The organism is Desulfobacter sp. (assembly GCF_050177295.1).
On sequence record NZ_JBFXHE010000062.1, the window covers coordinates 1 to 15,670 of the forward strand.

The window sequence follows — 15,670 nt, forward strand, 5'->3', positions numbered from 1 at the left end:
CCTTGTGCCACATCGCAAATACAGAATGTATTACCTAATATAACAAGGAGTTAAAACAGAAGTCAGCCAGACTGGTTAAACACGAAACGCAAATTGATACAAAATAGAGACAGCCATACAGAGACATTTTTGTCTCTGTATGGCTGTCTAACGATTGAAAAATTAACAAGGGTTTGGGGTGTTGTTGTTCAACCCAGACATTTAAAACTTTTCGGGCTGGCCCCGCAGACCGGACAGCGCCAGTCTTCGGGCAGATCATTAAATTTTGTTCCTTTTTTAATTTTCCCTTTGCGATCACCCCTGTCCGGATCATAGATAAATCCGCAATTGGTAACCTGACACTGGTACATATCTTTGGGATCTGACATAATTTCTCCTTTTTTATCGTTGAGTTAAAACTGTGCTTGCCCTAAATCAGTTGCAATCAGTGTGCCACTTCTAAAGCTCAATGCCGGGAAATCCGGCATTTGAATTCTAATTAATGCCTGAACGGAAACCCGTGTTTACCCATGAGCGCCGCACCGGCTAACCTGGCCTGCTGCTGGAGCATGACATCAGCCAGTACAAGGGCTGCCATGCTCTCCACAATGGGCACCGCCCTGGCCACCACGCAGGGATCATGCCGGCCCTTGGCCGCAAGTGTAGCCTGCCGGCCCTGGAAATCCACAGTTTCCTGGGCATACCCGATGGTGGCCGGGGGTTTAAACGCCACCCGGAACACAATGGGTTCTCCATTGGAAATCCCGCCCTGGATGCCGCCGCTGAAATTGGTTGTGGTGCCAAGCCGCCCGTTTTTCAAGACAAAGGGATCATTGTGCACAGAACCGCGCATTTGCGCCCCTGCAAACCCCGACCCGATTTCAAACCCCTTGGTGGCGGGTATGGAAAGCATGGCATGAGCCAGAAGCGCCTCAAGTTTGTCAAACACCGGTTCACCAAGACCGGCCGGCACATGGGTACAGACACATGAGACCACACCGCCAATGGAGTCCTTTTCTTCTTTTGCCCGCAGAACAGCCGCCTCCATGGCCTTTGCCGCATCCGAATCCGGACAGCGGATCATGCTGGCATCTACCATGGACCGGGTAAGATTCAAGCCATCGGTTTCCGGTGCCTTGATCTGCCCCACCTGGCTGACCCAGGCCACAATATCAATACCCAGTGCGGTTTTAAGCATCTTTTCGGCAATGGCCCCGGCACAGACCCGGCCAATGGTCTCACGGGCAGAAGAACGGCCGCCGCCGGATGAGGCCCGGATTCCGTATTTTGACTGATAGGTGAAATCCGCATGGGAGGGCCTTGGGATATCTGCCATGGATTTATAATCGCCCGGGCGCTGGTCCTTATTGGGCACAAACAGGGAGATAGGCGTACCCAGGGTAAGGCCGTGTTCCGTGCCGGACTGAATGGACACCTGGTCCGACTCCTGCCTGTCCGTTGACACGGCGCTCTGGCCCGGGCGTCTGCGGTCGAGCTGGTACTGGATATCGGGCTCCGTCAGCGCCATCCCGGGCAGACACCCGTCCACAACTACCCCGACCCCGGGGCAGTGGGATTCACCAAAGGTTGAAACACGAAACAATTTTCCAAATGAACTTGACATGGATTTTTCCTTATATATTCGTTTTAATGAACCTGATCTCTGGAATCAATATACTTTTTCACCGTCCGCCGGTCCAGCCCGGCAATGCGGGCAACCGCCTCATAGGTGCCGTGTTTTTCATACAAGCGGGTGCAATAGTGGATCAGCAGGTCCTGGGCACTGAGACGGCCGTCCTGAATCTGCCGGGTTAAAGCATCTGCTTTGGACGCGGGTTCCAGGGCCTCATCTGTTTCATATTCATAGGCATTGCGCAGCACCACACGCCTGACACATTGTTCCAGTTCCCGCACATTGCCCGGCCATGGATATGACAGCGTAAGGCTGCCTTCAATATATTCAAGCACACGGGAGACAATTTCCGGGGAAGGCTGCCCCACAATACGGGTCACCGTGTGTGCCAAAAGATCCGGAAGCTCTTCGGGATCCTGGGCAATTCTTTTGTGCAGGGGCGGCACCGTGATGATATCGGAACACAGACGGTAGTAAAAATCATCCCTGAATATCTTCTTTTCCCTGATCTCCCGGATGCTGCGGTTTGTGGCGGCAATGATCCTGCCGTGAAACCGGTGTTTTTCATCGCTTCCCACGGGTGAATAGACCCGGTCCTGGAGCACATTGAGCAGTTTTATCTGAACATGGGTGGACAACTCGCCGATTTCATCCAGAAGAATGGATCCATTGGGGCTGCACTGGCTGAACACCCCTTTATGGTCCTTGACCGCCCCTGTAAATGCGCCGCGCACATGGCCGAACAGCTCGGATTCAATGATGGTTTCAGGAAACTGGCTGATATTGAGCGTGGTAAAGGTATTCACAAAATTATGAGTGAACTTGTTTTCCTTTTCATCAAAGGGGATATAGCCGGAGCGCCCCATGGCCAGGGCAGCGGTTCCCTTGCCCGTGCCGGTTTCACCAAACAGCAGGGTGGAGAAATTTTCCATGCGGTTCCATAGATACTGGTCATACATAAGGATGTCATGGGTGAACACGTTCTGCCACAGATCCCGCCGCAGCTGCTGCATACAACTGCTGCGGCCCACCAGATGCCGGAAAATGAAATAATAGGCCCGGCGCAACTGATACGCCAGGGCAATGCAGCGCCTGCTCTCATCAATGCCGAATCCCCAGCCGCGCAACAGGGCCAGGGCCTCCGGCGCAAAATGCGCGTCCAGGGACTCTTCGGCATTATCAAGCTGGCGTGTGATCAGGGTGTCGATCTCTTTTCTGAACAGGTGAAAATAGTGAAACAGCAATGCAGACCGCAAAAAATACTGATCCTCGCCCTTAAAAGAACCAAGATTGATCCTGCCGCGCTTTTCCGCCTGGGCCAGGCAATGCTTTACAGCCTGACACACCTTAAGCATCCTGATCTCTTTGGGACTGTCCGGTGGAATACCTGCAATTTGCGCTTCCCGCAGAACCCGCTCCCTGCCAAAGGGGTTGGCAGCACTGGCGTAGTGAACGCATTTAAAAAAATCCAGTTCTTCGGGCAGTAAAGCGGTTAGTTCTTTCATATTCGATCCCATGATTAATCCATTATTCATTTAATGTATGACATGAATACATTTTTTGCACAATAATTTATAATTCAAATCATAGTTTCAGATAAATAATATTTCTTTACCCTATATATTCATAACCTTATCATGCCGGAACAAAAGAGTGGCACGATCTTTGTTAGCGTTTTGCCGGAGAACGAAAAACCAACAAGGAGAAGCCCTGTGCTTAATAGAATACTGACCACCCGTTTGCCTCTGCTGGCATATCATCCCCCCAAAACATATGACCTTGATTTTTTTAAAACCATCTGGATAGCCGGTGCCATGCCTGTTCTGGATACTGAATTCATAGACACCTCAAAGCTTTCTGACCTGCTCGGGCAGCTTAAAAATCAAAACCTGCGCCACAGTATCCGTATTTATGCGGAGGATGAAAAAATCTGGGACTATTTTGAACAGCACCCGGCAGATCTGCCCGAATGCGTCATTGTTGCCTGCCATAACCCGGATTCACTTATCAATAATAGAATAGCGGTAAACCCTGAAATTCTGATGGTGGAAATTTATGAACCCGGACTTGAAACCATCCTGAAAAGTATCAATCCCCATGGCATTATTTTAAAAGGCCGGGAAGCCGGCGGCAGGACATCTTCAGCGTCAAGCTTCATGCTGAGCCAGTATTATGCCCAAAAAAGTGAGTTTCCATATTTTGTCCACGGCGGCGTGGGGTTTCACACGGCACCGGGATTTTTTGCAGCCGGGGCTTCGGGCCTGGTGTTGGATGACCAGCTCTATCTGGCCGAAGACGCACCGGTTTCAGGAGCCTTTAAAAAGGTCCTTGAAAAAATGGAAGAGACCGACACGGTCATTTTAGACGGCGGCGGCAATACACAGCACCGGGTGTTTGCAAAACCCGGGACAAAGATCGTCCAGGACCTGATCAAAAAAATCAGTATAAAAAAAGCAGAGGGACAGGATCTGGGTTTCATTAAAACCGCACTGGAACAAAACATGGCATCCCTGGGCCAGGATAATGACGCTCCCATGCAGGCCCTGTTCTATCTTGGCCAGGATGCGGCCTTTGCCCGGCACTTTGCAAAGCGCGGCAGCCGGCTGACACAGATGATCCAGGCCCTGTTCACGTCTGTGGGACATGCCCTGAACGCTGTGGAGCAATTTGATCCCTTAACCGAACACGCATCCCTGGCAAAGGAACATGGCACCCGTTTTCCCATCACCCAGGGCCCCATGGCCAACATTTCCGACAACAAAGAATTTGCAAGGGCCGTTTATGAAAACGGCGGCCTGCCCTTTTTTGCCTTAGGCAGTCTTCCTGCTGAAATTGCAGCCCAAATCCTGCCTGAAAAATCCGATGAACTGCCCGTATTCGGTGCCGGCATGATCGGCATCAAAGCCTTTAACCCCACCCTGGATCATCACCTGGACCTGATCAAAACAAAACAGACACCCTTTGCACTTTTTGCAGGCGGGATTCCCTCCCAGATCAATGAACTGGAAGCCTGCGGCACCCGGGCATATCTTCACACCCCTCTGCCGGGCGTATTGAAGAACGCCTTTGAAAAAGGAACGCGGCGTTTTATTCTGGAAGGCAATGAAGCCGGCGGTCATATCGGCAGCCTCTCCAGCACGGTTCTGTGGGAACTGAGCATTGAAACCCTGCTGGATCTGCCTTTGGATCAACGGCCGGATATAAGCGTCCTGTTTGCCGGAGGCATCACCAGTGCCGAAGGCTCCCATTTTATATCCGCCATGACAGCACTTTTGGCCCGGGAAGGCGTAAAGATCGGCATTCAGCTGGGCACAGCCTACCTGTTCACAAAGGAGATTATTGAAACAGGCGCCTTAACGCCCGTGTACCAGCAGGTGGTTCAGGAGCACAAACGCACCACCATCATCGGTTCCACCGTGGGGCTTGCCTGCCGCACCGCCAACACGGCCTTTGCCGGCCAGATCATGAAAAATGAGCACTGCCGCCTGGCAGATGATACCATGACCCTAGGCCTGCGCAAAAGCGCCTTTGAAAAGGATAATTTAGGCTCACTTCTCATCAGCGCCAAAGGCAAGACCCCTGATTTTGGCCGTAAAAATAACGGCCAGTGGATTTCATACACGGATGAAGAACAACGGTCAAACGGCAACTTCATGACCGGCGAAGGCCTTGCTTTCTTTGAAAACCAGACCAGCATCGCCGAAATTCATCACAAATTATTCCTGCAAAAGGATGGACTTATAGCCCGGCTCAACGCCCTTGAAGTCCTCTTCTCCGCCCAGGGGGAAATCAATGATGAAATTGCCGTGGTGGGCATGGGCTGCGTGTTTCCCGACGCCCATGACACAGACACCTTCTGGCACAATATTCTTGATAAAAAATACAGTATTTGTCAGCTCCCTGACAACCGCTGGGAAAAATCCCTTTACTATGATCCGGATCCCAAGGCCCAGGACAAGTCCTATACACAGATCGCAGGCATAGTGAATGATTTTCAATTTGACAATGAACGGTTCGGGTATACACCGGCCAAGGCATCAAAATTGTCCCGCAGCCAGCAGATGCTGCTGCATGCCGCCTACCAGGCAGTGGAAAACGCGAATCTGTTAACCGGTGACAACCGGATTGCAACAAAAGAACAGAAACGCACGGCCGTTATTGTGGCCACCTGCCTTGGCAATGAAATGGCATCGGATCTGCATTTTAAATACTTTTTTCCCGAGGTTAAACAATACCTGCGCAATACGCCTGAATTCAATGCATTGTCCGAAGCGGAACAAAAGAAAATCATTGATGAGTTACGCATAAAAATGTCCCAGGGCTCGATTTACGAACCTGTGCACGGTGTTACGCTGAACATGGAAGCGGCCCGCATTGCGCATCATTTAGGCATTTTCGGCACCAATTATGTGGTGGATGCCGCATGCGCCACAGCCCTTTCCGCCATTGAGTGCGGGATTCATGAGCTTTTAAGCGGGACCCATGACACGGTGATTGCAGGCGGTGTCAACACCAACCTGACACCGGAATCATTTGTGGGATTCTGCAAAATGGGCACCCTGTCCGCCAACGGGTCATTCCCCTTTGATGAACGGGCCGACGGTTTTATCCTGGGTGAAGGGGCCGGGGTTCTGGTCCTGAAACGCCTCAAAGACGCCATCCGGGAAAAAGACCCCATCCTTGGGGTAATCAAATCAATCGCCTCGTCTTCCGACGGAAAGGGCAAGGGGATTGCAGCCCCGGATAAAGATGGGCAGAAATTAGCGTTTCAGCGCTGTCATGAAAAGATAAAGTCAGAATTTTCCCCGGGGATGGTGCAGTTTATCGAAGCCCACGGCACCGGCACAAAGGTGGGGGATGCCGTGGAGATGGAGACCCTGCGTCAGGTGTATAACCAGGGCACATCCATTGGCGTATCATCCATCAAATCCCAGATCGGTCATTTACTCGGGGCTGCCGGCATGGCCGGCATGATAAAAACATTGCTGGCCTTGAACCATCAGATTCTGCCTCCCAACGGCGCATTTGAAAAAATTTCTCCGAAAATCGACATAGCAGACTCATCTCTGTTTGTCCTGGAAAATCCCAGACCCTGGGATGCGCCAGCCAATGGCCCGCGCATGGCAGCGGTCAGCGCCTACGGGTTCGGGGGCATTAACTACCATGCCGTGGTCAGCGAGTTCAACCGGGCGGACACGACGCTTTCCCGCAGGATTTTTGCAGACCTTGACCATGATCCCAATGACGACAGGATCGTTTTTTCCGGCATGGGCGTTGTCCTGCCAAAGGCCAAAAACAAAGACGCGTTCTGGGATGCCATGGTCTCGGGGCAAAAGGCCTACCATCCCATGCCGTCCGAGCGCCTGGCCAATGCCTGTTATGCCCAGGAGGATGAAAATTCGGGATTTCATCTGCCCATGATGAAAAACGGCATTGTTGACGATTTTCTCCTGGACCCCAAAACCTTTAAAATTCCGCCGTCCGCCATGGCGTACATGGACCGGGCCCAGTTATTCGGCCTGGATGCGGCAGGCCAGGCCCTTGAACAGGCAGGCCTTCTGAACAACCTGACCGCCGGCAACAGAATCGGGGTTATCCTGGGCACAATTTCCGGGACCCGGAATGTCGAATCAATTATCCGTACAAGGATTCCTCTGCTCCAGCGCATGATCCGGTCCGTTACAGCGGTGGATAAAAATATCCTGTCAGCCATTGCAGACCGCGTGGGAGAACTTTTATGCAAAAGATATCCTGCCATGACCGGGGACAGCATACCCGGGATGCTGTCAAACATCGTGTCTGCCCGCATCTCCAAACACTACAACACCCAGGGCACCAATTTTGTGGTGGATGCCTCATGTGCTTCGGCCACCATGGCCCTGGACATGGCGGTTAAAAATCTGCGGGCTGGCAACCTGGATGCCGTGGTCACCGGCGGAGTGGACACCAACCTGTATCCGGGGGTGCTGCTGGCATTCAAACGTTTAGGCATTCTGGCCCAAACCGAACCCAGCCTGTTTGACAATGACGCCAACGGATATGTCATGGGAGAGGGTGCAGCCTGCCTGGTTGTAACCACCTATAAATATGCAAAACAGCACAACATGCCTGTTCTGGGTGAATTAAAATGCCTGAACCTGGCGGCAAGTGCGCCCGAGCATTTATTATCACCATCTGAAAACAAATATGAAAAAGTGATCTCAAATGACACCGGGACATTTAAAACCCGAAAAGCAAATCTGGCATACCTGGATGTATTTGGTGTGTCCAATCCGTTCCTGGATCTGGTGGAAAAACAGGCCATTGAGAAAAGCCTGAACCATCCCGTGGCATACGGCAATATCAAAACCGAATTCGGGTACTTTAAAGCGGCCAATCCCGCCGTGGTCATGGCAAGACTTTTGATGATGTCGGGTAAAGGGGTTCTGCTGCCTACCCATGGGTTCCGGCCCCAATCCACACTCATAGAAAAGGAAAGCCTGCTGCACCCGGTCAAGGAGATTACACCGCTGGCGGATGGCGCGCTTTTAGGTGCTGATGTCAACGGTATCGGCGGCAACCACGCCCATATAATCATTGGCCGAGTGCCCCGGTTTCTGCAGGCCCAAAACGCTTACGCGTCTGTGGAACTGCCCGCAATCACACCCGGGGCCTGGACAAACCAGGTTCGGACCACAGCCGTCACAGCCCTGCTTTCGGGCCAGGGTGCCCAGTCTGCAGGTATGTTGAAAGCCCTTTACCAGAGTGTGCCTGAAATCAAAGCCCTGATGGACCAGGGGGAGAAAATTTTCCGGGAGCGCAGGGGAACATCCCTGCTGGACATCATGAACACCGGCGGTGCCCCGCTGAATCAGACGGAAAACACCCAGCCCGCCATTTTCCTGTCCACCGCGGCCATCTATCACGCATTAAACCTCAAAGGCTTTGAACCTGACTTTTATATCGGCCACAGTGTCGGAGAATACTCAGCCCTTTACTGCGCAGGCTTGATTGATTTCAGTACAGCCATGAATCTTGTGATTTCCAGGGCGGATTTTATGGGCCGGGCATCCAAGGAAAACCCCGGCGGGATCATGGTGGTTTTTGACGGGGAAAAAGGCGCCCAGGAGATGATTTCAGACTCCGGCGTTAAAAATATCTGGCTGGTCAACAAAAACAGCGAAAAACAGACCGCCATTGCCGGGACCACCCAGGGCATAGATCTTTTTTGCGCCCATCTTAAAGACAAAGATATTTTACATAAAAAACTGGCCCTGTCCGCCGCCTTTCACACCCCGCTGCTGGAACCTGCAGCCGACAATATGGCCAAGACGCTTGCCTCCGTAAAGTTCAATCTTAAAAACGCCCATAAAATCATCTCAAACCTGACAGCCAAGCCCTATCCTGCCGATGAACAGATGATCCGGGTCCACCTGGCGCGCCAGATCGTCTCCCCTGTGGAATTTGTAGAATCCGTAAAAGGTGTTCATGCCATGGGCTGCCAAAAGTTTATTGAAATCGGACCAGGCAGACTTTTGTGCAACCTGTTGAAAAACATCTCCATTAAAAATCCGGAATCCATGCCCACGGCAGATGCCAAAAAAGGAGAGCTTGAATGTTTCACCCTGGCCTCCGACCGGTTTATCACACCCAAGGCAAAGGATATTGCCCAAGCAAGCGAATCAGCACCCCGGGAACTGATGAATATTGAACCCCAAAACTTGAAAAATAAGGCCCCGCAAAAAACAGCCTCACCCATAGAACCCATGAACAACGACATAGATTTCAGCACGTTCTTAGAACAGAACAAGACCCTGATCCAGGCGGCACTGCATCGCGAATACCAGGCGTTTCAGCAGAAAAAGGCCCTGGCGGATGTTGAAAATTTAGGCCTGTATACAGGTTCTGTCTGTATTGCCGGTGCTGCCGTTGGCCTGCCGGGCAAAGGCAACCAGGTATTCAATGAAAAAAACTTTGACCGAATTCTTGCGGGGCACAATTTCATTGAACCGTTGACCCAGGAAGAGAAAAACAAAATCGTGGACATGAACATTACCCGGGTATTCAAGGAACCCAACGGTAATGCCAGGTTTGTGGAGATTGTGCGCACCAGTGATGTGATCCAACTGGCCGGTAAACTGGGGTATTTTGATCTGTCTGCGGAATACGGCATCAGCCGCAAGTTTGACCTTGTGGATGAACTGGCCATGGCAGCAGGACTTGAAGCCCTGAAAGACGCCCACATTCCCCTGGTCAAAGGGTATAAAAAAACCTCCACCGGCAGTGCCATCCCGGACGGGTTGATATTACCCCAGGAAATGCAGGATACAACAGGCGTGATCATGACAGGTATTTTCCCTGGTTTTGAAACCCTGCTGCACCATCTCAATGCGTATTATTACAACAAGTTTTACGTCAAACCCTATGATGAGCTGGAAAACATCTACTATCACCTGATGGAGCATCTCACGGACAGGGATATGAAGGATGTTATCACAGACTGGTTCTTCAGGATCCGCGAGCGACGCAAAGTATACGGCCAATACAAGTTTGAACGTAATATTCTCTTTGACATCGTGTCCTTAGGCGGCGCACATTTTGCCCAGCTCATCCGGGCAAAGGGGCCCAATATTCATCTGACCGGGGCGTGTGCATCCACCACCCAGGCCATTGGCGTAGCAGGGGACTGGATTCGAACCGGCCGGTGCGACAGGGTGATTGTCATCGGCGGGGAAGCAGCCACAAGTGAAGCCCAGATGCCGTGGGTGGGGTCAGGATTTCTGGCCATGGGCGCTGCCACCAGCAAGGAAGTGGTGTCAGACGCGGCCAAACCCTTTGATGAGGACCGGAACGGCACGATTTTAGGTTCCGGTGCAGTGGGGCTCGTTGTGGAACGCCAAGACACCCTGAACCACAGGGGGTTGAACGGCCAGGCCCGGATACTGGGTTCCCATATCGGCAACAGCGCATTTCACCCCTCCCGCATTGATGTGAACCACCTTGCCGGTGAACTCAATAAATTCGTGGGCCAGGTGGAAAAACAAAACGCCATATCCCGTACGGACATGGCCGGACAACTGGTATTCATGTCCCATGAGACCTTTACACCGGCCCGGGGCGGCAGTGCCTCGGCTGAAGTGAATGCCTTAAAATCCGCATTTCCCAACGATTATAAAAAAATTGCAATCACCAACACCAAGGGGTATACGGGGCACACCCTGGGCGCGGGCATTGAGGATGCCATACTGATCAAAGGCCTGCAGGCAAAGAAATTTCCACCTGTGGCCAACCTGGATCATATACCTGCCGAATTTTCAGATCTGAATTTTACACGGTCAGGGCATGGTGATTACCGCTTTGGGCTGCATTTCAGCGCCGGGTTCGGATCCCATTATGCCTTTTTAATGATGGACCGGGTTCAGGAAGCCGGTGTGGAGAACAACCCGGCCTACCAGGAGTGGCTGGCCCGGATCACCGGCAGTGCAGATCCCAAGCTGGCCATCATAAATAAAACCCTGTGCGTTTTTCCCGGGGATCAACGCACAGGACCAATGCTCCAGGAGAGTTTTAAGGATAAAGGCAGAGAAACGGCCGGACACGAGAAACCCAAACAGCCGGTATCTGTCCAGGCAGAACAGCCCGGAAAAGTTGCGGGCAATGCCGCAGCCACCGATGTTTTACGCCAGATCACCGACCTGATCGCAAACCAGACCGGCTACACCCATGACATGCTGGAACCGGACCTGGACCTGGAAGCGGACTTAGGCATTGACACGGTCAAGCAGGTGGAGACCTTCGGTAAGATCACCAAATCCTTTGGCCTGGCCGTGCCCGAGGATATCAGCCTTTCCGAACTGAACACCATACGAAAAATTGCCAGTTATATCGGCAGCCGGATTCCGACGGATCAAACCCCGGTACCGCCTGAATCCGCCACTAGTGCCCAGACACCGGATTCAGGTGCTGACCGCAGCCCGGACATCACGGAGAAAATCACAAACCTGATTGCCGAGCAGACCGGTTACACCCGGGACATGCTGGAACCGGACCTGGACCTGGAAGCGGACTTAGGCATTGACACGGTCAAGCAGGTGGAGACCTTCGGCAAGATCACCAAATCATTCGGCCTGACCGTACCCGAGGATATCAGCCTTTCGGAGCTGAGCACCATACGAAAAATTGCCCAGTATATCAGCAGCCGGATTCAAACGGATCAAACCCAGGAACCGCCTGCATCCGGAACGATTGCCCAGACACCGGATTCAGGTTCCGGCAGCGGCCCGGACATCACCGCAGAAATCACAAGCCTGATTGCCGAGCAGACCGGTTACACCCGGGACATGCTGGAACCGGACCTGGACCTGGAAGCAGATCTGGGCATTGACACAGTCAAGCAGGTGGAGACCTTCGGCAAGATTACAAAAGCATACGGCCTGTCTGTTCCCGAAGATATCAATCTGTCTGAATTGAACACCATCAGGAAAATCAGTGAATATATTCAGACCAACCTGTCCGGAGACAGTGGCACCACCAAGGCCAAGACCACGCCGGTGCCTGCCACCCCTGATTCCCAGGCACCTGAAACAGACCAGCCGGGTCAATCCGGAATTCAGCGCTATACCTTTGGCTTGCGCCAACTGCCCGGTTCTGTACCCGGTAACCTTGAGTTTGAGGGACAAACCTATTTGATCATCATGGACAAACAGGGGTTTGGCCGGGCTGTGGCAGACCTGATTAAAGAAAATAAAGGGCATGTCATCTGTGTGGGTAACAGTGAACACGATGATTACACCGTTGATTTAAACACGCTTGAAAGTGCCGAAGAGATCATCCCGCAAATAAAGGCGGACCATGAGGGCATTTCCGGGATCTTTTTTCTTCACCCCCTGGATTTTGCCATGGAACCGGGTGCACCCCTGAACCAAGAGAGCGCTGCGGTCAAATTTTTGTTCCTGCTGTGCAAGGCATTTGGCAGCCACCTGGGTCAGTCCTGCCGCCGCCTGGCTGCCGTATCGGTCCAGTCCGCCCTGGCCCGTTTCAGGGAACCTGCACCGGATCAGCTCTACCCTGTTTTCAGCGGTATTTCAGGCCTGCTGAAAACCGTTGCCAAGGAGTACCCGGGAACAGGGGTAAAACTTGTGGAGTTTATGGACAAAACCGAACTTGCAGATATGGCCCGGGCTGCATCTTTGTTCATGAATGAAGTTTTCGGTGCCGGCACCCGTCTGGAGGTGGGCCTTGAAAAGGGCAAAAGATTCGGTATCCGTGCCAATACCGGCAGCCCAGCCACACCACAGACCCGGGACAAAGACTTCTCGGTCATAAAAGGCAATGACACCTTGCTGGTCACAGGCGGTGCTGCGGGCATCACCTATGAACTGCTCAAGTCGGTTACAACTGCCGGCATGACCTTGGTGATTTTAGGACGCAGCCGGGTGGAAGATGAACTGGAAATCCCGGGGACCGATGCCATCGTAACTAACATGAATGACACACAAATCATGGCCGCACTCAAGTCCATACATCCCACAGCCAAACCCGTGGAGCTGAAAAACAGAACAGCCGGACTGCGGCGGATTCTTACGGCCCGGGAAAATCTGGCCCAGCTGCGGGCCCAGGCAAAGGCCGTGAATTATCATGCCGTGGATGTCACCGACCCCGGCGCCGTTCAAAAGGCGGTCAGTCAATACGACCGCATTGACGGGGTGATTCATGCTGCGGGTGTGGACAAAAGCATTATGATTGAAAAAAAATCCATGGATGATTTTAATCTGGTGTTTGACACCAAGGTCAAGGGGATGGCCAATGTGCTGGCAGCCATTGAAAACAAAAACTGCCGGTATATTATCGGATTTTCATCCATCACGGCCAGGTTCGGCAACGAGGCCCAGTCAGACTACACCGCCGGAAACGACATGATGGGGGCCATGATACAGGCAAATGCCCTGAAAACAAAGGATTTGACCTTTAAAATTTTTGACTGGACCGCCTGGGCGGAAATCGGGATGGCGGCCCAGGGCACCATTGAAGCCGTGCTAAAGGAAAAAGGCATTGCCTTTCTGCCGGTGGCCCAAGGGGTCCGCTTTTTCCAGGAAGAGATGCACAATCCGGACAGCTTTGAAATCCTGATTGGGGCCCCCCCTGAAAAAAATCCAGCCGCATTTGACCCGGACGGTCTGCTTGCCATAGGTCCGTTCCTGGACACCGTAGAGCAGGATGCCGCCCGTGACAGGCTGAAATTCAAACGCCTGCTGGAAGCAGACAGGGATCTTTTTCTCTTCGACCATGCCAGAAAAGGCGTGCCTCTGTTTTTAGGGGCAACCGGTCTGGAAACCATGGCGGAAGCGGCCCTGGAATGCAGCGGTGGTCAAGGGCACATCCTTGAAGCCAGTGATTTTAAAATCCCTTATGGCATCAAATTATTAAAAAACCGTCCCAAGAACATTGAAATTTTTGCTGAAAAAACCGCAGACGGATTGATAACAACCCAAATCCAATCTGTTTTCACCCCCCCGGGAGGCAACGCCCCTGCCCAGAACACCCTGCATTACCAGGGCAAATTTAAAATCGGTACAGATTCGCCTGCCCTGGATGAAATAGTTCCCCCTGCCCTGTCAGAATTTAAGGTCGATGCTGGATGGCAGGAACAGATCTACCACCCGGACCGCCTGTTCATGGACGGGCTGTTCCGCTCCGTGGATCAGCTGGTTTCCCTGGATCAGGACAGCCTGGTTACAGTGGTTCAATGGCGGCCCGGACGCGAATTTTTTAAAGACCAGACCCATCCTGAATTTGTCACGCCTGTGGTGATCATGGATGCCATGTTCCAAACCGGCGGCATACTTGAATTTTTCACCAGTGCAGACGTGGTGCTGCCCTATGCCATCAGCAAGGTGTCATTTGCAGGGACGGTTCTGCCGGATACGCCCTATTTCTGCGTAACCCGGCGTCTGGCCCAGGGCAGTGACACCAAAACATATCATATGCAGCTGGCAGACCTTTCGGGCCGTGTGATCATTGACATCCAGGACTTTCAAATGGTCCGGGTGGATCGCCTGGCAGAAGAAGACCGTCCCGATGCGCAGATCATAAAGAACAGCCTGCTGGCCAGTTAGATGCCACGCATGACCCAGCTGTTCCGGGAACAGGGCATTCATTTCTGCCTTGTCCACATCCCGGCGATGCTTGAGGGATTGTTAGCGGACAGTGTCGGGCCGGGTTACCAGACCAGGCCCGGCTGCCAATTCAGCCCGGATCAGTTTGCAAGACCGGTGCTTTCCCGGACTGAACTCACCGGGCTCAATCAATTGTTTGCCCTGAAAAAGCAGGTGGAACGTCTGGCCGGACGATGGGCGGTAAAACGCCTTATCATGCAGGAAAAAGACCTGGCCCCGGATGCAATTGAGGTACAAAATGACGCATCCGGGGCACCTGCCCTGGCACCGGCCTTTGATTATGCCATATCCATTACCCATTCCGGTGACTACGCCCTGGCCGCGGCCCTGCCCGGAAAAGCCAATGGCTTGGGCATTGACATGGAGGTTTTAAGCCCTGTGGATATCCCTGCCCTTTTACACGCCGGATTTTCCCCAAAAGAACAAAGCGCATACGCCGGGGCAGACCTTGAAACCATCCTGAAAATATGGACCATCAAAGAAGCCTTGCTCAAATACCGGCAAACCGGTTTAAAAACCCCTGTAAAAAGAATCGAATGGCTGGATGAAACACTGTATGAAAATCACGTCCCCATTGACGGTGTTCTCGTTAATTCATATCACCGGGACAACATAATTTTCTCGGTTGTTTTTCCAGGCTGTTTTTCTACCAAATCAAGTGAATGATGGACATAGCCAGCAAAATAATAAAGGTATGTTTTTGATGCCTCTTCAGCCATGGAATACGGATTAAACGGGTACCGATTTGCCCCCCCATAATAACGCCGCTGCAGGTTGCAAATAGCAAAGATGTCCCATGGGGCCAGGATGCGTTCCCAACCCAGACACTGATGCAGACCAGTACCAGGTAAAATAAAATAGTTACAAACATGATGAATAAACTGGTGGCCACGGCCCGGGATGT

General features: G+C 52.3%; 5 protein-coding genes and 1 pseudogene. 2 read left to right on the forward strand and 4 right to left on the reverse strand.

Translation table 11 applies throughout. The features are described from left to right. Positions 1-188: 188 nt before the first annotated feature. From AB7U36_RS06955 to AB7U36_RS06965, 3 genes are all read right to left on the reverse strand, one after another. Positions 189-368 (reverse strand): rubredoxin, encoded by a 180-nt coding sequence (locus AB7U36_RS06955; protein ID WP_428159068.1) that lies wholly within the window; start codon positions 366-368, stop codon positions 189-191. 110 nt (positions 369-478) lie between these two features. Then, positions 479-1,603: a chorismate synthase gene (aroC, locus tag AB7U36_RS06960; protein ID WP_428159069.1), complete on the reverse strand. Its 1,125-nt coding sequence runs from the start codon at positions 1,601-1,603 to the stop codon at positions 479-481. Between the two features lie 23 nt (positions 1,604-1,626). Beyond that, a complete protein-coding gene (locus AB7U36_RS06965; protein WP_428159070.1) occupies positions 1,627-3,117 on the reverse strand; it encodes a sigma-54-dependent transcriptional regulator in 1,491 nt (496 codons plus the stop codon). A gap of 207 nt (positions 3,118-3,324) precedes the next feature. Here AB7U36_RS06965 and AB7U36_RS06970 point away from each other — a divergent pair, with 207 nt between their 5' ends. Together AB7U36_RS06970 and AB7U36_RS06975 are read left to right on the forward strand one after the other, a co-directional pair. After that, positions 3,325-14,706 carry an SDR family NAD(P)-dependent oxidoreductase gene (locus AB7U36_RS06970; protein WP_428159071.1) on the forward strand — a complete coding sequence of 3,794 codons (11,382 nt, stop codon included), beginning with the start codon at positions 3,325-3,327 and terminating at the stop codon, positions 14,704-14,706. 9 nt (positions 14,707-14,715) lie between these two features. After that, positions 14,716-15,432: a 4'-phosphopantetheinyl transferase family protein gene (locus AB7U36_RS06975; RefSeq protein ID WP_428159072.1), complete on the forward strand. Its 717-nt coding sequence runs from the start codon at positions 14,716-14,718 to the stop codon at positions 15,430-15,432. Here the strand turns inward: AB7U36_RS06975 and AB7U36_RS06980 are convergent. Then, positions 15,413-15,670, reverse strand: a pseudogene (locus tag AB7U36_RS06980) (sulfite exporter TauE/SafE family protein); the annotation flags it as partial. The gene AB7U36_RS06975 and the pseudogene AB7U36_RS06980 overlap by 20 nt on opposite strands.